The 19,429-nt window shown below is 65.6% G+C and carries 28 protein-coding genes; 16 read left to right on the top strand and 12 right to left on the bottom strand.

Going from position 1 to position 19,429, the window contains the following annotated elements:
- Positions 1-68: 68 nt before the first annotated feature.
- Complete coding sequence (locus MU553_RS13575) at positions 69-251, top strand: hypothetical protein (protein ID WP_247378543.1); 183 nt, start codon at positions 69-71, stop codon at positions 249-251.
- A 12-nt stretch (positions 252-263) separates the two neighbouring features.
- On the opposite strand, the gene MU553_RS13580 is transcribed toward MU553_RS13575, so the two are convergent.
- Positions 264-416, bottom strand: coding sequence for a DUF1328 family protein (locus MU553_RS13580; RefSeq protein ID WP_345893379.1), 153 nt, complete (start codon positions 414-416; stop codon positions 264-266).
- A 224-nt stretch (positions 417-640) separates the two neighbouring features.
- Here MU553_RS13580 and MU553_RS13585 point away from each other — a divergent pair, with 224 nt between their 5' ends.
- Complete coding sequence (locus tag MU553_RS13585; protein ID WP_247378545.1) at positions 641-1,084, top strand: hypothetical protein; 444 nt, start codon at positions 641-643, stop codon at positions 1,082-1,084.
- A gap of 99 nt (positions 1,085-1,183) precedes the next feature.
- Positions 1,184-1,558, top strand: a complete 375-nt coding sequence (locus MU553_RS13590; protein WP_247378546.1) for a hypothetical protein — start codon at positions 1,184-1,186, stop codon at positions 1,556-1,558.
- 76 nt (positions 1,559-1,634) lie between these two features.
- On the opposite strand, the gene MU553_RS13595 is transcribed toward MU553_RS13590, so the two are convergent.
- Positions 1,635-1,976 carry a DUF7969 family protein gene (locus MU553_RS13595; RefSeq protein ID WP_247378547.1) on the bottom strand — a complete coding sequence of 114 codons (342 nt, stop codon included), beginning with the start codon at positions 1,974-1,976 and terminating at the stop codon, positions 1,635-1,637.
- A gap of 130 nt (positions 1,977-2,106) precedes the next feature.
- Here MU553_RS13595 and MU553_RS13600 point away from each other — a divergent pair, with 130 nt between their 5' ends.
- A complete protein-coding gene (locus tag MU553_RS13600; protein ID WP_247378548.1) occupies positions 2,107-2,958 on the top strand; it encodes an eIF2B alpha/beta/delta subunit family protein in 852 nt (283 codons plus the stop codon).
- Between the two features lie 13 nt (positions 2,959-2,971).
- Here MU553_RS13600 and MU553_RS13605 read toward each other — a convergent pair whose 3' ends face one another.
- Positions 2,972-3,328 (bottom strand): DUF8106 domain-containing protein, encoded by a 357-nt coding sequence (locus MU553_RS13605; protein ID WP_247378549.1) that lies wholly within the window; start codon positions 3,326-3,328, stop codon positions 2,972-2,974.
- A 300-nt stretch (positions 3,329-3,628) separates the two neighbouring features.
- Between MU553_RS13605 and MU553_RS13610 the strand changes: the two genes are divergently transcribed.
- Positions 3,629-4,663, top strand: a complete 1,035-nt coding sequence (locus MU553_RS13610) for a mechanosensitive ion channel family protein (protein ID WP_247378550.1) — start codon at positions 3,629-3,631, stop codon at positions 4,661-4,663.
- Between the two features lie 18 nt (positions 4,664-4,681).
- On the opposite strand, the gene MU553_RS13615 is transcribed toward MU553_RS13610, so the two are convergent.
- Positions 4,682-5,086, bottom strand: a complete 405-nt coding sequence (locus tag MU553_RS13615; protein ID WP_247378551.1) for a universal stress protein — start codon at positions 5,084-5,086, stop codon at positions 4,682-4,684.
- Between the two features lie 94 nt (positions 5,087-5,180).
- Positions 5,181-6,566, bottom strand: coding sequence for a bifunctional metallophosphatase/5'-nucleotidase (locus MU553_RS13620; protein WP_247378552.1), 1,386 nt, complete (start codon positions 6,564-6,566; stop codon positions 5,181-5,183).
- A gap of 119 nt (positions 6,567-6,685) precedes the next feature.
- Here MU553_RS13620 and MU553_RS13625 point away from each other — a divergent pair, with 119 nt between their 5' ends.
- Positions 6,686-6,925 (top strand): DUF5816 domain-containing protein, encoded by a 240-nt coding sequence (locus tag MU553_RS13625; RefSeq protein ID WP_247378553.1) that lies wholly within the window; start codon positions 6,686-6,688, stop codon positions 6,923-6,925.
- 83 nt (positions 6,926-7,008) lie between these two features.
- Positions 7,009-7,323: a DUF7116 family protein gene (locus MU553_RS13630; protein WP_247378554.1), complete on the top strand. Its 315-nt coding sequence runs from the start codon at positions 7,009-7,011 to the stop codon at positions 7,321-7,323.
- Here the strand turns inward: MU553_RS13630 and MU553_RS13635 are convergent.
- Positions 7,312-8,496, bottom strand: coding sequence for a pyridoxal-phosphate-dependent aminotransferase family protein (locus MU553_RS13635; protein ID WP_247378555.1), 1,185 nt, complete (start codon positions 8,494-8,496; stop codon positions 7,312-7,314). The two genes, MU553_RS13630 and MU553_RS13635, sit on opposite strands and share 12 nt — an antisense overlap.
- A gap of 112 nt (positions 8,497-8,608) precedes the next feature.
- Here MU553_RS13635 and MU553_RS13640 point away from each other — a divergent pair, with 112 nt between their 5' ends.
- The 4 genes from MU553_RS13640 to MU553_RS13655 are packed head-to-tail and all read left to right on the top strand — an operon-like array spanning position 8,609 to position 11,224.
- Positions 8,609-9,658, top strand: coding sequence for a metal-dependent hydrolase (locus MU553_RS13640; protein WP_247378556.1), 1,050 nt, complete (start codon positions 8,609-8,611; stop codon positions 9,656-9,658).
- Positions 9,659-9,705: 47 nt separating this feature from the next.
- Positions 9,706-10,302, top strand: coding sequence for a hypothetical protein (locus MU553_RS13645; protein WP_247378557.1), 597 nt, complete (start codon positions 9,706-9,708; stop codon positions 10,300-10,302).
- A complete protein-coding gene (locus MU553_RS13650; RefSeq protein ID WP_247378558.1) occupies positions 10,299-10,967 on the top strand; it encodes a DUF2238 domain-containing protein in 669 nt (222 codons plus the stop codon). Before MU553_RS13645 ends, MU553_RS13650 begins: the two co-directional genes overlap by 4 nt.
- 56 nt (positions 10,968-11,023) lie before the next feature.
- Positions 11,024-11,224, top strand: a complete 201-nt coding sequence (locus MU553_RS13655) for a dodecin (RefSeq protein ID WP_247378559.1) — start codon at positions 11,024-11,026, stop codon at positions 11,222-11,224.
- A 13-nt stretch (positions 11,225-11,237) separates the two neighbouring features.
- On the opposite strand, the gene MU553_RS13660 is transcribed toward MU553_RS13655, so the two are convergent.
- Positions 11,238-11,603, bottom strand: a complete 366-nt coding sequence (locus MU553_RS13660; protein ID WP_247378560.1) for a HesB/IscA family protein — start codon at positions 11,601-11,603, stop codon at positions 11,238-11,240.
- A gap of 223 nt (positions 11,604-11,826) precedes the next feature.
- On the opposite strand from MU553_RS13660, the gene MU553_RS13665 reads away from it, so the two are divergent.
- On the top strand, positions 11,827-13,014 hold the full coding sequence (locus MU553_RS13665) for a DUF7344 domain-containing protein (protein WP_247378561.1): 1,188 nt from the start codon (positions 11,827-11,829) through the stop codon (positions 13,012-13,014).
- Here the strand turns inward: MU553_RS13665 and hisD are convergent, their stop codons facing one another.
- Together hisD and MU553_RS13675 are read right to left on the bottom strand one after the other, a co-directional pair.
- The gene (gene hisD, locus MU553_RS13670) at positions 13,015-14,289 is read right to left on the bottom strand and encodes a histidinol dehydrogenase (protein WP_247378562.1); all 1,275 of its coding nucleotides are present in this window, start codon (positions 14,287-14,289) and stop codon (positions 13,015-13,017) included.
- A gap of 47 nt (positions 14,290-14,336) precedes the next feature.
- Positions 14,337-14,984, bottom strand: a complete 648-nt coding sequence (locus MU553_RS13675) for a DUF726 domain-containing protein (protein WP_247378563.1) — start codon at positions 14,982-14,984, stop codon at positions 14,337-14,339.
- 380 nt (positions 14,985-15,364) lie between these two features.
- Here MU553_RS13675 and MU553_RS13680 point away from each other — a divergent pair, with 380 nt between their 5' ends.
- A complete protein-coding gene (locus MU553_RS13680; protein ID WP_247378564.1) occupies positions 15,365-15,565 on the top strand; it encodes a hypothetical protein in 201 nt (66 codons plus the stop codon).
- A gap of 8 nt (positions 15,566-15,573) precedes the next feature.
- Here MU553_RS13680 and MU553_RS13685 read toward each other — a convergent pair whose 3' ends face one another.
- Entirely contained in the window at positions 15,574-16,488 is a 915-nt protein-coding gene (locus MU553_RS13685; RefSeq protein WP_247378565.1) for a J domain-containing protein, read from the bottom strand.
- Between the two features lie 173 nt (positions 16,489-16,661).
- Here MU553_RS13685 and MU553_RS13690 point away from each other — a divergent pair, with 173 nt between their 5' ends.
- Together MU553_RS13690 and MU553_RS13695 are read left to right on the top strand one after the other, a co-directional pair.
- The gene (locus MU553_RS13690) at positions 16,662-16,820 is read left to right on the top strand and encodes a ribbon-helix-helix protein, CopG family (protein WP_247378566.1); all 159 of its coding nucleotides are present in this window, start codon (positions 16,662-16,664) and stop codon (positions 16,818-16,820) included.
- Positions 16,821-16,898: 78 nt separating this feature from the next.
- Complete coding sequence (locus MU553_RS13695; protein WP_247378567.1) at positions 16,899-17,351, top strand: hypothetical protein; 453 nt, start codon at positions 16,899-16,901, stop codon at positions 17,349-17,351.
- Here the strand turns inward: MU553_RS13695 and MU553_RS13700 are convergent.
- Positions 17,344-17,631, bottom strand: a complete 288-nt coding sequence (locus MU553_RS13700; RefSeq protein ID WP_247378568.1) for a DUF7322 domain-containing protein — start codon at positions 17,629-17,631, stop codon at positions 17,344-17,346. The two genes, MU553_RS13695 and MU553_RS13700, sit on opposite strands and share 8 nt — an antisense overlap.
- Positions 17,632-17,752: 121 nt before the next feature.
- Between MU553_RS13700 and MU553_RS13705 the strand changes: the two genes are divergently transcribed.
- Positions 17,753-18,184 carry a universal stress protein gene (locus MU553_RS13705; RefSeq protein WP_247378569.1) on the top strand — a complete coding sequence of 144 codons (432 nt, stop codon included), beginning with the start codon at positions 17,753-17,755 and terminating at the stop codon, positions 18,182-18,184.
- Here MU553_RS13705 and MU553_RS13710 read toward each other — a convergent pair.
- Positions 18,181-19,386 carry an inorganic phosphate transporter gene (locus tag MU553_RS13710; RefSeq protein WP_247378570.1) on the bottom strand — a complete coding sequence of 402 codons (1,206 nt, stop codon included), beginning with the start codon at positions 19,384-19,386 and terminating at the stop codon, positions 18,181-18,183. The two genes, MU553_RS13705 and MU553_RS13710, sit on opposite strands and share 4 nt — an antisense overlap.
- Between the last annotated feature and the right edge of the window lie 43 nt (positions 19,387-19,429).

Here is a 19,429-nt window from a genome sequence, read left to right on the forward strand (position 1 = left end):
AGATCAATTCCGACTGCTCGCCCGCTGATTTACGTCCGACCGGGTCGAACGGAACGGTGGGGATTCAGATGTCCAAGTCTCTCAAGAAACAGTCCAACGTCGCGGTGACGTTCACGAACGGGGAGCAACTCCAGCAGGTGTCAGTGACGATCTATCCCGGGTGGGTCGAAGTGGAGCAGTCGGGAGAGACGCGATGGTACCCGCGGGAACGGATCGAGTCGATCCGCAAACGGGGCGGTGCGAACAGGTAGGCGCCCTGGGGGCTAGCCGGGCCACACCAGCGAGAGGATCGCCAGGACGACGAAGGCGACGACGAGCCACTTCGCGATGTCCATCGACAAGCCGGCGACGCCGCCGGCGCCGAGGACGCCAGCGACGAGCGCCAGGATGAAGAAACCGATGGCGAGTTCGAGCAGCGCCATGCTTATCGCACCCCGTTCTGGGGAGTCGTTTCGGGAGTGGGACGAACCCGTCTGACGAGCTGTGCGGTGGCCCTGTTGGCGGACATGACCACGTCACGCTCCGCCCCGGACGGGGGAGAGTCCACGGCCTGCATATCCAGGGTTCCGGAACGGCCCCGAGGAACCAGAGGATTGATACGCACACAGCAAAGCGACTCTCCAAGCATGTCGGGTGGTGTATGAGTTCCGTCGAACTGGTCGCAGCGGGCGTCACTCTGGTCGTGACAGTCGCTCTCGGGACCGTCGTTCACGAGGGGTCACACGCGCTCGCGCTCCGGGCGTTCGGCGTCCCGTACGAACTCTCCTGGTTGCCGGCAACTGCCGACGGCGAGACCTATCACGGACTGTTCGGGGCGCTGGCGTCCGTCAGGCCGCTGGGAGTCCGTCAGGGCAGTGCGCCGTGGTCGCTACGTATCGCCGCGATGATGCCGCTTTGCATGTCCGTTCCCGTCGTCCTCATGCTCGCCGGAGTGCTTCCGGACCCCGTTGCGAGCGGGAATCTCGTCGGGACCGCAGCCGTGATCGGGTGGCTCGCCTGTGCCCTTCCGAGTCCCCAGGACTTCTCGATACTCTGGTACGCAGACCGTGCGATCCGAGCCCAGGGTGACTCACTCCCGAGCTGACCGGATCGGGCAGGGAACCCGGGCCCGTCACGGCTATGGACTGACACGTAGCCCGCTCGAAATAACGCCTTTAGACCTCTGTGTGGAGGCACGAACGCAATGAGAGTCGTCCTGAACGACGGTACACAGATCGACATCGGCGGACTGAAAGTGGTAGACAGCGGCGTCGTCCTCTTCGAGGATCAGGAGCGCGAGAAAACCATCGGATACCTCCCACACAACCAGTTCCAGTACGTCCTCACGGAGGAGCTCATCGGCCAGATCGAACAGTCTCGGCAGCGGGCCATGCAGCGACAGTCCACCCAGGGAGTCCAACAGCAGCCGATGGGGACGCGACAGACAGTCCCGCCACAGCAGCGAGGCCAGGGTCAACAGCAACCGGGGCAGGCGAGACAGCCACACCAGGAAGCAAATCGAGTGGGCCAGCAAGAGCAGGAACAACGGACTCAGCAACAGAGTCCCCGGGACCAGTAACCGCCCCGGCTGCTGAGCGATCGACGGTCAGCCAACCGTATCGCCCGATCCGCAATCCGCTCCGCCGGTGGCGGCGTCAGGGGCTGAAATCGAACCGCGGGCGATCGACGTCCGGCGTCCGGTGATCGACGGGGGTTCCGTCCTCGTACTTCAGAAAACTCAGATAGAACGTTCGGCCACAGCCGTCGCGCTCCGGGTCCGGATCGTTCGCGCCGCCCGCTCCCACTGCCTGCCCCGAACCGGCGTTGCCGAGACAGACGAACTCGATGCCGTCGGCCGCTTCCACGTCGCCGGTCGTGGGCGCGTACTCCCAGCCAGCCAGGGGTTCGCGGGTCACGCACTTGTCGTCGAGATAGCCCTCGCGCTCGACGCCGGTGACGGCCCCGCAGTACGGGCAGTGATACGTCACTTCGACCATGCGAACCGTAGGGATGCGAGCGGCTTCAGTGCACCGTGGGAGACTGTGGCATCCCAGGACCCGGCAACGCCCGCCGGAAGCCGTCTGTGCGTCCAGAAGGTACTTCCCGTGAGGCACCGACCGTGGGGGTATGATAGACGAGACGGTCGAGGAGATCGAGCAGATGCAGACCCACTCCTCGTCGGTCGTGGCCGTCAAAGCCGCCGACGCGCTCCGGCAGTTCACCGACGGCGACTACCCGACAGTCGAGGAGTTCCAGCGGACGCTAGAGCGCAACGCCAGCGCTCTCCGACGGGCGAACCCGTCCCACGCCTCACTCCAGAACGCCATGCTGGAGATCGTCGACACCGTGGACGAGGCCGACGTCGACTCCGTCGACGCAGCACAGGACGTCCTGGCCGACACCATCGCGGAGGTCGTCGACACCATCGAGCGCGGGAAGAGCCGGGCAGCCGAACACGGCGCGGAACTGTTCGAGGACGGGATGACGGTGCTGACCCACGATTACTCCTCGACAGTGCTGGAGGCGCTGGAACGGGCTGCCCAGTCGGGAACGCATCTGGACGTGTACGTCACCGAGGCGCGGCCGCGATATCTCGGCCGGAAGACGGCCCGCGTGCTGTCTGGCATCGATCGGATCGACGCACACCTCCTGGTCGACAGCGCCGCAGGTCACTTCCTCCCGGAGTGTGACCGCGTCGTCACCGGCATGAGTTGCATCGTCGAGGACACGCTGTACAACCGGATCGGCACCTACCCGATCGCAGCGACGGCCGACGACGTCGGCGTCCCGATGACGGTCATCGGCTCGGGCGCGAAAATCATCGAGGGCGGGTTCGCTTTCGAGAACGAGATTCGCTCGCCGAGCGAAGTGATGCGCGAACCCGCAGAGGGATTCGCCGTCGAGAACCCGGCCTACGACGCGACGCCGACGCGACTACTCGACTCGGTCGTCACCGACGAAGGCAAGCAACAGTACTGACGGGTGACTCCAGTCAGTTCGCGCGGCGGAGACTGTCCGCGTTCGGCGGCAATTTGACCCAGAACCGGAGCGTCGACGCCCAGAGCCGTCGCCAGGGGTCGAACTGCTCGTCCCGACCCGGATCGTCGTAGTCGAGCGGTGCCTCCCTGTCCTCGGGGAGTGGCCGACCAGTCACCACGGCGTCACACTGCGGACAGACGAGTTCTCTGACGCGATCGGTACGGTCGTCGCGCTCCTCCCAGTTCCCGTCGACGAGGTCCTCGTACTCGCAGTCCGGGCAGAACAGGACCGCCTTACGCGTTCTCGGGGGCGGTGCATGCTCGTCCCTCGTTCGCGGGGACCGGACCTGGCGGCCATCGGGGGAAGTCATCGTTCGAAGGGAGGAACCCGAGCGCAAAAGACCTGTCGGCGTTTTGCTTAAATTGTATACATATCGGAGGGTATACACCCCATAGCCGCAGTATAATCGCAGTACGTGACCACATACACAAACATTCTCACGCAGAGATCGGCGTTTGTAAACTATTTGTCCTGCCTGATATCCCGGGGAGTATTTACGAGCGGAGTTCCGTTGGTAAGCGATACTTACCGCCAGGTAGGTGGTGATGGTCAGGGTGAAGCGGTGGTTGCACAACCTATTTAGACGTGCCTCGAGTGAACCTGTTAAGTGATGACGGAGCCGCAGGTCAGCGAAGTTGCACCGCTCCCGTTGCAGGCGGGGAACGTCCCGTCCAGCGACGCGAGCGATACGCTCTCGAATTTCCAGTGGCTCCCGTTCCAGTTGCCGGGGTGGGCCGCCGACCTGATCGCGACCGTGCTGGTGCTGGTGATCGCGTGGGCAGTCTCGCGGTTCATCATCAAACTGGTCGGCAGGCGCGTCGCCCGGCGGTTCAGGCGGCCGAGTATCACTCGGACCGTGCTGCGCGGAATCCGCGGCTCGGTGTTCCTCTTCGCGCTGTTGACGATCATGCGCATTTACGGGCTCAACCTCGGCAATATCGCCCTCTCCGTCACGGTGTTCACGGCTGTGCTCGGTGTCGTGCTCGCACCCATCGTCGGCAGCATCATCAGCGGCGTGTTCCTGCTGGCAGACCAGCCCTACGAGATCGGCGACATGGTCGAGATCACCGATACAGGTCAGCGAGGCTTCGTGGACGACATCACGCTGCGCTACACGAAGATATTCACCCTCCAGAACACGTTCCTGGTCATCCCGAACGGCGAAATCAGGTCCCGAGACGTCGTCAACTACTCGGCAGAGGACGCCCGAATGCGGCTCGAACTCGAGATGGGCGTCACGTACGAGGGCGACCTCGCCGAAGCCCGGACGCTCATGGAGAAGGCCGCGCGCGACGTGGACGGCGTCATCGAAGGCGGCCCGGACATCCGGATCGGCAGCGCGCGGTATCCGGCCGCGCCGAAGTGTTACATCGATACGTTCGGCGACCACGGCGTCCACCTTCGCTTAATGTACTGGGTGACGGACCCGTACAAACTGCCCGCGATCAAGTCAGCGGTGCAGACGAACGTCTGGGAACGACTGGACGACGCGGACGTCGAGATCCCGTATCCGCACCAGCACCACGTCTTCGACGAAACCAGCGGTCACATGGGCGTCAGGATGGACGGGACGGGCGACGAAACCGCCACCGTTCCGACGGACCGGTTGGGAACGAACGGCGGGCAGAAAGGAGACGGACAGTGATCCGACGTAGCGAGTCGGTCACGACACCGACGCCGTGATGATCTGGGCGTCGATCTCGTTCTGCAGGAACTGCTCGATGTCGGGGTCGTCGACGAGACGACGGATCATCCGGCGCCAGCGACTCGCCTGCTTCTCGCCGATGACGACGATGTCGGCCTGCTGCTGGGCGACCTCTTCGAGGATCGTCTCCTCGACGAGCAGCCCCGACCTGACGACGTATCGGGCGTGAGGAATGTGGCCGAACTCCGATTCGACGGCGCGTTTCAGCTCCGTCCGAGAGACGCGTTGACTGCTGTGAAAGAGATTCACGTGCAGTACCGTCAGATCGGCAGCGTGCTCGTCGGCGACGTCGAGCGCCCGCGAGAGCGTGGCTTTCGAGTGGGGAGAGAGCGGGTACCGCACTGGCACGACGACCTGTGTCATCGGTCGTGGTGACGCTGCCGGGGCGTGTCAAGTTTTTCCCTTCAGGTAGCGGCTTGCGGTCGATTTCCACAGTTCGACAGCCCAACAGATCGGCTCAATCGATCGGTTCGCCGACTCGCTGGTCGGACGTCTCGTGGGCAGCACGGACGATCCGGCCTTCGATCTCCGGGTCGATTCCTCGTTGACGGGCGTACGCCGCCAGGATCTCGTACTGTGTGTCCAGCGACTCGACCCGGTGGTGCCCGTCGAGCACCGGAAACTCGTGGTCCGTGTGGAACAGGTAGTCCGAGGTCGCGAGGGTGTAGGTCTCGTCGTCGGCGATCGGTCCGCCGTCGATCGTGGCCGTGATCTGGCCGCTGTCGTCTTCGCGGATCGAGAGGCCGCTCACGTGCGCGTGCCAGCGATCCGGCAAGGCCGAGAACTGCCAGCCGTCCGCCTGTCGGCAGAGTTGCCGCAGTTCCGACCCAGTCAGTTCGGCGACGGTCACCGGTTCGTCGAACGGGACGACGCTGACCAGGTCCGCGACGGTCACCTCTCCGAGCAGCGGGTCTCCCTCCCGGATGCCACCGGAGTTCTGGAGCCCCACGTCCGCGTCGGCGGCCCAGCGATAGGCGTCCGCGATGAAGTTACCGATGCGACACTCGCCGCGACCTTTCCGGTCGCGGTCGCGGATCAACGGGTCCGAAACGTGGCCGACGACCTCGTCGAGGCCCGTCGCGTCGCGCCGCGCTGCGAGCGCCGTCCTGACGGACTGGTCCACTGGACCGTCCTGGACGGCGTGGCGGTCCACGGTGCCGGCCTCGAGGTCGATCTCCAGCAGGGTGTGCCCGTTGGCGCCGGGGCGGGTGAGGATCGTGTCGTCGACGCGCTCGACGCGTTCGGAGTGAACGTGCCCGCCGAGGATCGCGTCCACGTCGGTCTCGCGCGCCAGTTCGTCGTCGTCACCGCCGAGGTGCGAGAGGACGACGACGGCGTCGACCCCCTGCGCGCGGAGCGACTCCGCTTCGCGCGAGACTGCTGCGACAGGGTCGGTGAAGGTCAGGTCGGTCGCTCCCGGACACATCGACGCCGTCTTCGGTTCCGTGACGCCGACCAGTCCCACCGCAGCCCCGTCGGCGTTCACGACGGTAGAGGGGACCACGCCGACGGATTCGCCGAAGGTGTCGCCGTCCAGTTCGACGTTGGCGCTCACCCACGTCTGTGGGGAGTCCGCGACGATCTCGCGGATGGCGTCGAGCCCGTAGTCGAAGTCGTGGTTGCCGAAGGTGTCGGCCGCAGGGTCGACGGCTTCGAAGAAATCCAGCGCCTGTCGCCCCTCTTCGACCATAGAGAGGACGCCGGGCGCCGTGTTGTCGCCGGTGCCGACGACCACCGTGTCGGGGGAGCGCCGGTCGGCGACGAGACCGGCCAGACGCCCGAGTCGCGTCGGGTCGTCGTAGCCGTTTTCGAGATCAGAGTAGTGGAGGAGACGGGCAGGCATGACAGGTCACTACGAGTTCGGCAGTCAAATCCCCTTCGGACGCTCGTGGCTGTGAATACCACGCACAGGCCCCGACGTGGACAGCCAAGGCTTTAGGACGCCGTCTCTTACCTGTGCCCATGCAAGCACGGACGACCCAGGACGGAGAGACGCTCTACGTCGACCACGAGGCGGTCGAGCGCGGTTCGAAAGGTCCCTTCTACGTCGTCTACACGTCGAGCAGCCGCGACGAAAAGTGGGGATACTTCTGTAGCAACTGCGAGTCGTTCGACACCGCGATGGACGCGATGGGCCGCATCGAGTGCAACGGCTGTCGAAACCTCCGCAAAGCCGACGAGTGGGACGCGGCCCACGAGTGACGCTCTCGCGACCGCTCCGCCGTCTTTCAGACTCACTGTCAGGAGGATAGGCTTAAGACCCGTGGGGTGGTAACTGTTCCCAGATGGCGACCGTTACCACGTCACTAGCCGAGAAGGCAGAGACCATTTTTACCGACCTGGGATACGTGGTTGAATCAGACGGGACAGAGCTTCGGGCACAGCGGAAGTGGCGCGTCGTCCAGGTCACTCCAGTCGACAGGCCGGCCGAGACGCCACAGTCGGGCTCCCTTCGGTGTTTCGTTACCTGGCACGAACGGGCAGACGAGGTACACGAACACCTCACCAGTACTGATCCCAGCTACGAGTGGGCGGTCATCGGAACCGACGAAAACGGCGAGTACGAAGTGTACCACGCCCCGCAGCCGCTACCTGCCTAGGAGCGTTCTGGTCGCGTCGAGTCCTGCACTCGTCTCGACGGCGGCGTTTTGGGCTTCGAGCGCGTCACCCAGCGCCGCGACCAGCGTCAGGACGTTTCCCGGGCGGGCGCTGTGGCCCATGCAGCCGATTCTGAGCACGTCGCCCGCGAGATCACCGAGTCCGCCGGCGACTTCGATTCCGTACTCCTCGAGCAGGAAGGCGATGACGGCGTCGTCGTCCACGCCCTCGGGCAGGCGCACGGCGTTGAGACTCGGCAGCCACCAGTCGTCCTCGGGGTTGAGTTCCAGTCCCATGGCTTCGACGCCGGCTTTCAGCGCGCCGGCCATGCGCCGGTGGCGCTCCCACCGGTTCTCGATCCCTTCCTCGGCGACCAGCCTGAGGGCCTCTCTGAGCGCGTAGACGTTCGTAATCGGGGCCGTGTGGTGATAGGCGCGCTCGTCCCCCCAGTACTCCTGGAGGAGCGACAGGTCGAGATACCACGAGCGGACGGGCGTGTCGCGCGTGCAGATCTTCGCCATCGCGCGGTCGTTCAGCGTGAGCGGACTGGCTCCCGGGGGACAGGAGAGGCACTTCTGCGGGCCAGCGTACGCCACGTCGATGCCCCACTCGTCGACGCGCAACTCGACCCCGCCCAGCGACGTGACCGTGTCCGCGATCACGAGTGCGTCGTGATCGTGAGCGATCGCGGTCAGTTCGGGCACGTTCGGCTGTTTCGCCCCCGTGCTCGTCTCGGCGTGGACGAACGCGAACAGGTCCGGCCGGTACTCGGTGAACGCGTCCTCGACGGCGACCGGGTCGAGCGGCTCCCCCCACGGAGCTTCCACGAACACCGGGTCCCCGCCGGCGCGCGTGACCATCGCGGCCATGCGCTCGCCGAAGTAGCCGTTCCCTGGCACCAGCACGGTGTCACCAGGTTCGGTGAGGTTGCCGATGGCAGCCTCCATCGACGCCGATCCGGTCCCGCTCACCGGAATCGTCCACTGGTTCTCGGTCTGGAACGCGTATCGCAGCAGGTCCTGCACGTCGTCCATGACGTCGATGAACGACGGATCGAGGTGTCCGACGAGCGGCGTGCTCATTGCCCGGAGCACGCGCGGATGCACCTCGCTTGGACCAGGTCCCATCAACAGCCGGTCCGGCGGCGCTAACTCCCCTACCCTCGGTCGTTCCATGTGTCAATTTGGCGCTGGCCATCACCAAAAGTGGTTCGAGACAACAGCCCCCACGGCGAGCGACAACGGATACCACGAATAGCTTATGCGTCCGGATCTCGAAAACTGGTTGATGTTTATCGGCCACGGCCTCCTCGCGTTCGCCCTGGTCGCGCTGGTCGGGCGTCGTGGGGGACTGACTCGCGATCAGACGCTCTCACTGGCCGTCCTGGCTGGCGGGTTCGCGACCCTCCCGGACGTCGACATGGTGTACGCGCCCGTGGGGTTGCTCGGCGGTGCCAGTGGCGCGTTCGCGGCCGCGGAGGCGTTCTGGCAGACCGGGAACGTCGTCCACCGGGTCGTCACCCACTCGCTCGTCGTCGGCGTCGTCGCTGCGACCGCCTTCGGCCTCTGGACGGCTGCCCTGCACCGAGACGGGGGTAGCGTCGATCGACGCCTGTCGGGGCAGGCGGTTGCGATCGGCGTGGCCGCGCTCGCGCTGCTCGGTGGGATCGTCGGGTCTGCAACGGTGGTCACCGGTGGCCTCGCCGGGACGATCATGGCCGTCTTCGCAGTCGTCGGTCTCGCGATCACCACTGTGGCCGCACGGCGCGACATCGCCCCACTGCCGGCGTTCGGCGTGGCACTGGTCGGGCTCTTGAGTCATCCCTTCGGGGACCTGTTCACCGGCTCGCCGCCGGCGTTCCTGTACCCGCTCGACGCGACGCTCGTTCCCGCACGCGTCGCGCTCCATCCCGATCCGACGATCAATCTCGTGGGCGCGTTCGTCGTCGAACTCGCGACGTTCTGGCTGGCGGCGTTCGCCTACGTGACGCTCCACGACGAGCGGGTCCGCGACTACGTGTCGCCCAGAGCGGCAGTCGGCCTCGGGTACGCGGGCGCCGCACTGTTGCTCCCCGCGCCCACCCTCGACGCGTCCGCACCGTTCGTCTTCAGCATCCTGACCGTCGGCGTCGTCGGCTCCGTGGGCGTCGACCGCGCGGTCGTCGAGTCGGGAAGCAGCCACCTCGGCACCGCCGGACAGCGGGTCCGCGATCGCGTCGCGCTCTTGCCCCGCGCCCGACCGGTGGCGGTCGCGGACGTTCCGACGGCGTTCGTCACCGGACTGGCGGCCGTGACCCTGGCCGTGACGGGATACACGATCACCTACCTCCTTCTCTGACGGCCGCATGCGATAGCATTTCAAGTCCGTAGTCGAAAGCGACCGGCATGGGCACTGCCGGGTTGGGACGGATCGTCAGGGACCACCGTAACAACGCGATCCTCAGTTGGCTACTGGTGGGTCTCGTCGGCGTCGCCAGCGTCGGCAGTCTCGCGACCGACCTGCTGTGGACGGTGTTCACGGCAGCGGTCGTCCTCATCGCCGTCTTTCCCGCGCTGAGCGTGCGCAACGTCTGGACGATGCCCCCGTGGGAAGTCGTCTTGCTCGCGACGCTCCCGACGATCGGACGACTGTTCGCGACCACGCTGGTGACGGGACGAATCGCCACGTACCTCTCCGTCGCCGCACTCGCGCTCCTGGTCGCCGTCGATCTGAACGCGTTCACGCCCGTCGAGATGAGCGACGGGTTCGCCGTCCTGTTCGTCGTCATCGCGACGATGGCGACCGCCGGCATCTGGGCCGTGGTGCGCTGGGGCGCGGACCTCGTGTTGGGAACCGGCTTCCTCACGTCCGAGCGCGCGCTGATGCTGGAGTTCGTCGCCTCGACGATCGCCGGCGTCCTCGCGGGCGTCGTGTTCGTGTTCTATTTCCGCCGCTTCGCCCAGCCGGAACGGCGGGTTCCTGAGGAGGTGAGGCTCCCGTGAGGGTCCGCGACTATCTCGGCGTCCCGGTCGTCTGGCAGCAACGCCTGACCTGGCTGATGGAAGTGTCGCTGATCGGGATCTTCTTCGTCGGCCTCTACGAGTTACACGTCGGGATCATCGTCAACACCGGGGTCGGCATTCTGGTCACACAGCTCCCGCCGGTGCTCGAACGCGACTACGAGGTGCCGATGGACCCGGCGCTGACCCTGTGGATCACCAGCGCCGTGTTCCTCCACGCGCTCGGGGTCATCGGCCTGCCCGGCACCGGGAGCTTCTACCGCACCATTCCCGGGTGGGACCACGTGACCCACGCCCTCTCGGCGTCCGTGGTCGCGGCCGTCGGGTACGCCACCGCGCGCTCGTTCGACTTGCACGACGAGGACGTGGAGCTCCCGCCGAAGTTCATGTTCGTGTTCATCCTGCTGTTCGTCATCGCTTTCGGCGTCTTCTGGGAGGTCATCGAGTTCTCGCTGGGCGAACTCGCCAGACTCGCCGGCGGGCCGCCGATCCTCGCGCAACACGGACTCGAAGACACGATGCTCGATCTCATTTTCAACACCATCGGCGCGGTGATCGTGGCGACCTGGGGAACTGCCTACCTCACCGACGTCGTCGGCGCAGTGTCCGAGTACGTCGAGACCAGGCGGTCGGCACGTGGAGACTGACCGTTGGCTATGCAGGTGTGGGATTTAACACACTATGCCAAGTAGTACCACACGCGATGGTGTTCAAGAAAATCACGCTGATCGGGACGAGCGGAGACAGTTTCGACGGCGCGGTGGACGACGCGCTCGACAGGGCGGAGTCGACGCTCGACAACGTCTACTGGGTCGAAGTCGACGAGCTGGGAGTCGAAATCGCCAACGCGCCCGACCGGGAGTACCAGGCCGAGGTCGAGGTCGCCTTCGAGCTCGCGGAGTGAGCAGGGAGTTTCGTTACGTTCGGAAGCTCTCGCCGCAGCCACACTCCGAGACGACGTTGGGGTTCTCGACGTTGAACCCCTCGCCCTGCAGGCCGTCCTCGAAGTCCAGGCGGCTCCCGCCGATGTACTCCATACTCGCGGGATCGACGAAGACCCGAAGTCCGTGATGCTCGAAGACGGTGTCGTCGTCCTCCGGTTCGTAGTCGAATCGCATCCCGTACGAGAGGCCGGCACAACCGCCTTGCTGGACGAACAGTCGCAGTCCGGCGACGTCCGTGTCCATGTCCTCGCTGTCGAGCAGGCGGATGGCCTCCTCGGCAGCAGCCTCCGTGACCTCGATCTCGGTGTCGGTCTCCGGGGGCGCAGTGCGTTCGCTCATACGACAGCATAGCTCCCGAAGCCTGTTAACTGTTTTCAGCCACGAAGTCGCACTCGGCTAGGAGCGAACAGTGTCCCCCACGCGACGTAACTAGGAGAGCCGTAACCAGGAGCAGCAACCGCAGCGACCGGCGAATCGAGCGGTCCGGGGGAAGCTGTTCCATAGGCGACCCTAATCCTTTTGGCATCACCGTGATGCGGCCATCTCTCCGAGTAACCACTACATGACTGACCTGATCTCCGTCCAAGGTCCCGCCCGACGGCCGCTGCCGGCGACGGACGCGTTCGACCTGCTCGCGAATCGACGCACGCGGAAAGTCCTGGCTACGCTGCGTGAACAGACAGGTGGCGTCACCAAACAGGACCTCGCGACGATCGTCGCCAGCCGAGAACGTGACACCGCGCTCCACGAAGTGACGACCGAACAGCGACGGACAGTCCTGACGAGCCTCCATCACAAACACCTCCCGAAACTCCGAGAGAACGAACTGGTCGACGTCGACGACGAGGGGCTGGTCGTCCCGTCCGACACGTCAGCGCTCTCCGGAAACACCCTCGTCTCGGCCGCGCTCGACCTGCCTGCCGACGACGACGCCAAAGACGTCACCTTCGAGGCACTGGCTTCAGAGGTTCGGCGAACGCTCATCGAGACGCTCCGAACCGACGGCGTGGCGACCGTACAGACTCTCGTCGAGACGGTCACGAGAAACAGTGATCTGAGCGAGACCGACGCAGTCGTCGCACTCACGCACACGCACCTGCCCAAGCTCGACGGGCACGGCGTCGTGAGCTACGACCGCGCTACCGAGCGCGTGTCTTACGAGGGGCTGCCGGTAGACGACGAGACAGCGCTCACACTGCTTGACGTCGTCCCCGAGTTCGATGCGGAGACCACGGAGACTGCAAAAACGGTAGTTCCCGAGAGCGCAGACGTCTGGACCATCCGCGGCCGCGAGAACGTCGTCGGCCGCGGTCAGCAGCTGTTCGACCGGGCCGAGGACGAACTGTTCCTGATGCTGACGACGGACGGGCTCCTCGAACCGGGCTGTCTCGAGAAGCTTCACGACGCACTGGACCGCGGCGTCGACGTCTATCTGGGGTCTCAGACGAAGGCGGTTCGCGACCTCGTTCGCGAGGAAGCGCCGAGCGTGACCATCTGGGAACCGCAACTGAACTGGCTGAACCTGCCACCGACGCACGAGACGCTCGGACGACTGGTGATGGTCGATCGAGAGGCGGTGATGCTCGGCACACTCGGTGAGCGAAGAGACGACGGCGTCTACACGGAACGCGCGCTGACCGGCGAGGGCCACGCGAACCCGCTCGTCATCCTCATGCGGGAAGCGCTCGGGGCCCGACTCGACCACCTCGACGGCCAGAGCGACGACGTCCTCTCGCAACTCCCGCTGTAATCACTCGCCGTCGAACCGTTTGCGGACGCTCTCTGCGTGTCCTTCCAGCCCCTCGGCCTCTGCCAGCGTCGTGATCGTCTCCGAGAGGTCCGAGAGCGCGTCGCGGCCGAGTCGCTGGACCGTCGTCGAGCGCATGAAGGTGTCCACCGAGAGTCCGCCGTACCGTCGCGCGCCGCCGCCCGTCGGCAGGACGTGGTTCGGGCCGCTCGCGTAGTCGCCGGCCGCGACGGGCGAGTACGGGCCGAGGAAGACGCTCCCCGCGCTGTCGATGCGATCGAGCAGGTCCTCGTCGTCGTCCGCGACGATCGCGAGGTGTTCTGCGGCGTACTCCTCGGTGAAGAGGACCGCCTCGCTCATCGACCGCGCCAGGAACACGCCGCTGGCATCGTTGTCCAGCGCGCCCCGAATCGTCTCCTCGCGGTCGCGGTCGCCGACCTGAGCGTCGATCTCGTCGGCGACGGCCTCAGCAGTTTCCTCGTCGTCGGTGACCGCCACCACGGAAGCGTGCGTGTCGTGTTCGGCCTGGGCGACCACGTCGGCGGCCACGAGTTCCGGGTCGGCGGTCTCGTCGGCGAGAATCGCGATCTCGCTCGGCCCCGCCAGGAAGTCGATCTCCACGTCGCCGCGGACCTCGGCCTTGGCAGCGGTCACCCAGCGGTTGCCCGGGCCGACGACGGTCTGGACGCGGTCGACCGTTTCGGTCCCGTAGGCGAGCGCGCCGATCGCCTGTGCGCCGCCGACCTGATACACCGCGTCGGCGCCCGCGACGTGGATCGCCGCGAGCGTGACCTCGTTCAGTTCCTCGGCCGGCGGCGTCGTGACGACGACGTGTTCGACGCCGGCGACCGTCGCCGGGATGACGCCCATGAGAGCGCTGGAGGGATACGCGGCGGTGCCGCCGGGGACGTACACGCCGGCGCGTTCGACCGGGCGGTAGCGACGGCCGAGTTCGCGGCCGTCGAACGACTCGCGCCAGTCCTCGGGAACCTGGCGTTCGTGGAACGTCCGGACGTTCTCTGCGGCCGTCTCGATGGCCGTTCGAATGTCGTCGTCGAGTTCCTCGGCCGCGCGCTCGGCCGCGTCGGTCACGTCGATATTCCCGACCGACACGTCGTCGAACTCCTCGGAGAACTCGCGCACTGCTACGTCGCCTTCAGTTCGAACCCGGTCGACGATCTCGCGGACGTCGCCGCGGATCTCCTCGATGCCGGCGTCCCGGTCGAAGAGCGCGGCCCGCTCGTTGGGACCGAGGTCCGAAATTGCCCGAACGTTCATGCACACCCGTACACAGGCGAGTAAAAAACGGTTGTCGAACTGCGACCCTACTGCCAGTTCCCGACGACGTCCGGGATACAGCCCTTCTCGGGCTTGGGATAGTCGTCGTGACCGGTCACGTAGGTGACGTCGTACTCCTCGTAGTTGTGCGGGGCCTCGCCCTCGATCCCCTGGTGACCGACGGCGGTGTCCCACTCCGCGAGACGATAGTCCGTCTCGAGCGTCTCGTCGTCCGTTTTGTAGTAGTTGCGGAAGTGTTCACAGTGATCGGCGATGGCCTGGCCGTACTCGCCACCCGTTGCTACCTCGTCGTCGTCGACCGCGCCGCCCAGCAGATCGACCGATCTGATCGACGTGTCGTAGCCGCGGTCCATGAAGAACTCCAGACACTCGACGACGGTCTTGGCACCGAGCGAGTGTGCGATCACGCGAACGTCGGTCCCGGGACTGGCGGCCTGGTAGTCACGGACGAACGTCCCGAGTTTGTCGGCGTTCAGGTCGGCAATCTCGACGAAGTCCCACCACTGGAGCGTCTCTCCCTCGGAATCCCACGAGTAGCCGACCACGGGCGCGCTCACGTCCTGTCCCCGGAGCGCTTCGGTCACCTTCCGGAACTTCGCGCGGGCCTCGACCGCGTCGTGCTTCCAGCCGTGGACGAACACCACGAGTTCCGACGGTTCGGAATCGTCCGTCATCCCGGGTATCGTCCCCGTTGTCTCGTAATCCGTCCGAGAGTGACCGTCTGTTCGGTACACGTCTCCCCAAAACGAGATGTCGAAGTGGTCGCGCGTGCGGACGACTCCGGAGTAGGAGTCGTAGCGGCTCGCTGCGGTCGCCGAGGCGGTCCCCACCCCGCAGGTGGCTGCTGTGCCTACCGCTGTCGTCTTGAGAAACGCACGTCTCGATATGTCCATGTTCACATCCCCCGTGACACAACACCACAAATTACTGTATTAATTTGATGGAATTAACAGAAACGACCTGGTTGTTAAACTTCGAGCGTGCTGAAGCCGGTGGCTCACGTCAGACGGTCGTCTGCCAGGGAATTTTGCTGGCCGAGACGGCACGAAAAGATATGGGATCAGAGTTCGTCTGGGGTGTGACGAAGGTATGGCACTGTGCGTACTGCGACGCGCGCAACGTCACGACGGAGCGTGACGTCTTCTCCGACCAGTGTGAGAACTGCACGCTTTACAACGAGTTAAACTGGGACGAAACGAGCGACGTCTCGATCAGAGAGGCCCAGGCCGCCGTGGACGGGGTCGAAGTCGAATAACCGGCTCGTCAGGAGTAGATCCGCGAGATCATGTGGAGGACGGAGAAGAACACTGACCCGCCCAGCACGATCAACGAGATGAAGACCGTCATGAACGTCGCTTTCCAGCTTATCAGCAGCAGGATGGTGACGAACGCGCTGACGAGGAACACGAAGTGAAACACCAGCCAGGGGCCAACCTCCCGGAGTGTGTGTCGAACGGTGCCCGTGCTCGCGCCGAAGTCAGCGTTCGCGCTCGCCGACTCGCGACCGGACGGTCGGTAGCCAGTCGCTGCAGCCTGTGCAGCCTGCCAGCCGTCAGCCTGCGCCTGCTCGTGAGACCCCGTCCCGCCGGAGCCGGGTCCGTCTGTCGCCGTTCCGTCGTCGGGCGACCAGTCGAAGTCGTCGGTCCAGGCCCGGTCTTGCCACGCCGTCCGTGACTGGCCTGACTGGTACGTTTCCTCGGCCGAGTAGTTCGATCGATAGCGGTCGTAATCGTGTGCGGTCCCCGACTCGTTCGTCCGCTGTGACCGCCCAGTGCCACCCTGCGAGCGGGAACTGTTCCCGGTTGCGGTTCCGGTGGCGCTCTCAGTAGTGGCGTCCGTTCGATCCGTCGTCCAGTCGCTGCCCGTGGTTTCCCCGCTGCCTGACGTGGTACTGCTCGTCGTGGTCCCGGGATCCGTCGTGTGGTCGACGGTCCAGGCGTTGCCGTCCATGTACCGGCGGACGTAGGTGTTGTGGCCGACGCGGTCGTACTGTTTGCGGCTGGATTCGTCACAGAGGATGTCCCGAGCCTGTGTGATCCGCTTGAACTGAGAGACAGCGTCGTCCTCGTCACTGACGTCCGGGTGGTGGGTTTTCACCAGTTCCCGGTAGGCCGCTTGGATGGTCTCCGTGTCTGCCTCGGGGTCCACGCCGAGGACGCTGTAGAACGTCTCTGCCATGCAGGGGAGCTACTGTCCAGTGGTTCGTACTCAGGGAGGTTAAATGTCACCCGGATACCGACGCCCGAAACGCACGACCGGGCGGGTCAGTTCCCCGTCGTGGACGGCGTCCTACGCACGCCAGACGGACGTCTGACTCAGTTATTTACGTCCCTCGGACGGCGGTATCACCGATGCCCGAGAATTTCCTCGACATGGACGAGGTGACAATCGAGTTGGACGAAGACGAACTCGAGGAAATCGACAAGCTCGCCTTCGCCCACCACAGAGACAACCGCGAGGCAGCGATCCGCGACCTCCTCGACGAATGGCTGAAACGCCGCGACGACTGACGTAGGTGCGCTCGACACCCGGTCAGCCGGGTTCGGACCGCCGGTGTTCTTATACTTCATTCGCCTCTACAGGTCCCCATGGGTGGAGACGTGACGCTGAACTCGTGGGGACAGGCGATCGCTGCGATCCGCGGCTTCGGTTACGGGGCCACGATCCGGGTCCCGAAGGTCGCGGAACCGACGCTCCCCCAGTCGGTCGACCTCCGCCTGTCGAACTTCCCGTGGTCGATCCACAAGGGCGCCACCCGCGTTTACAGGGAGAATACGCCCGGCGATCACCTCCAGATCCGCGAATACCCCGACCACTGGACGGTCCAGCGAGACCGCTCGAACCCACACTACAGGCCGGTCAGCCACGCGCGCGGCGACATCCCGGCGACCACCGCAGCGGTGAGCGTCGCGACCTTCCCGGTGTTCACCGCACTGAGCAGTCTGGAACTCGCCGGCCAGTTGACCGCCCAGGCGACCGATCTGTCGATGGCGCTTTTCGCGGACGGCGTCGTTCCGTTCGTCAACGCGGTCCTCAACTGACGCCCGTCGAACGCGTCCGATGCCACCAGTAGATCCCCACCGTGAGCGCCAGCGCCACTGCGCCGCCGCCGACCAGGCCGCCGCCGAGCGTCCACTGGTTCCGGAACCAGATCAGCATCGCGCCGAGACTGACGGCGAAGAGGCCGGCCTGTGCGAGGAGGACGGCCGCGATGAACGCCCAGAGGGTACCCGAATCAGCCCGTTCGATGGTCTCCTGGAACTCCGCAGAGAACTCCGGGTCTTCCTCCTCCTCCAGCATGGACAGCGGATCGAGGAGCATTAGCTTCCCTACGGCCTGCGATGGGATAACCACACGGGCGATCGCGAACCGGACGGGACGGACGTGTCGAAGGTCTCAATCGACCGGAAGGATACTTGTGCTCCGTCCCCTGACTACCAGTATGGCACCCTCGCACGTACTCGTCCCGCTGGACGGCTCACCCCTCGCGGACGACGCTCTGGTACACGCACTCGACACGTTCGACTGTCGCGTGACGGTCCTGAACGTCGTGACACCGCTCGACAGTTCGATGAGCGAAGGGGGCGTCCTCGAAACGGGCGAAGAGCGGCGCGAAGGGGAACGAGAACGGGCGGAGAGCGTCATCGAGACCGCCAAGAAGCGGGCGTCAGAGGCCGGCAGAACCGTCGACACCGTCGTGGAGACCGGCGATCCGGCAGAAACCATTCTGGCGTTCGTCGAAGACTCGGACGTGGACCACGTCGTCATGGGCGGCCACGGCGGCGACCGCAACGAACTCGCCCGCCGCCTGCTGGGCACTGTTGCGACGGTCGTGGTCGGCAAAGCACCCGTCACGGTGACCGTCGTCCGCTAGGTGCCGAGCACCGACGAGAAGGCCCGGTAGACGCCGAATCCGATGGCGACCGACGTGACCAGGGTGATGAGCCAGAACGCGAGGGTCACGCCGATCTTTCGCCGGGAGACGCCCGCCGAGCCGCCGGCGAGGCCGCCGCCGATGACTCCCGAGATGATGATGTTGTTGAACGAGATGGGGATGCCGAGCGCGATGGCGGCCTGTGCGATGATGAACCCCGGGACGAGCGCCGCGATCGACCGGCGGATGCCGAGCTGGGCGTACTCACGAGAGGTGGCCTGGAGGAGTCGTGGGGCACCCATCCACGCCCCGCCGAGAATGCCGGCGGCACCGACCGCGAGCAGCACCAGCCCCGGCAGGCCGAGTTCGGCCGTGTAGAGGTTCTCCAGCGGCCCCGTCGCCAGCCCGACCTGGCTGCCGCCGCTGGAAAAGGCGACGACGCTGCCGAGGATGACGAGGAACGTCTTGACGCCACGGTCGACCGAGTCCCGGGTTCGCTTTCGGATGAACGCGAAACTCACCACCGCCGCGAGAACCGTCACGAGGACGACGCCCACGTGAATGTCGCCGACCGTCGGGGTACCGACGAGTCGCGAGAGGAAGCCGGCGAGCGACGCCTGCGTCGCACCGGGCGGCGACGGAATGACGCTCAGTTCGACGTTGGCGACGATGCCACCCACGATGGCTGCCAACAGCGGGACGCCGACAGTCTCGGGGATGTCGTCGCGTCGCAACAGCGTTGCGGTCAGGTAGGCGAGGCCACCGGAGACGGGCGGGACGAGGACCCAGAACGTCACGATCCGCTGGTAGGTGTCGAACGCTGGCGTTCCGCCCAGGGAGAGGCCGACGCCGACCATCGCGCCCGTCGTGGCGAACGCCGCCGGGACCGGATACCCCGAGTAGACGCCGAACGCCATGAACGCCGTGGCGGTCAGGAGGCCTGCCGTCGCGGCCAGCGAGGTGATGGCGACGCCGTTGATCAGTCCGGCGCCGACCGTCTCGGAAATGCTTCCCCCCTGGGTCAGCGCTCCCAGTGCGGCGAGGATGCCGATGAGAAACGCTGCGCGCATCGTCGAGATGGCGTTCGCCCCGATCGCTGGCGCGAACGGTGGCGAATTGCTGTTCGCACCGAGCGTCCAGGCCGTGAACAACCCCGTCACGGTGGCCAGCGCCACGAGTCCCCAGAAGACGAAGTCAGTCACTGGCCCACCTGTTCACAGCCTCGATAGTGGAAGTTCTCGGAGG

The organism is Halorientalis brevis (assembly GCF_023077655.1).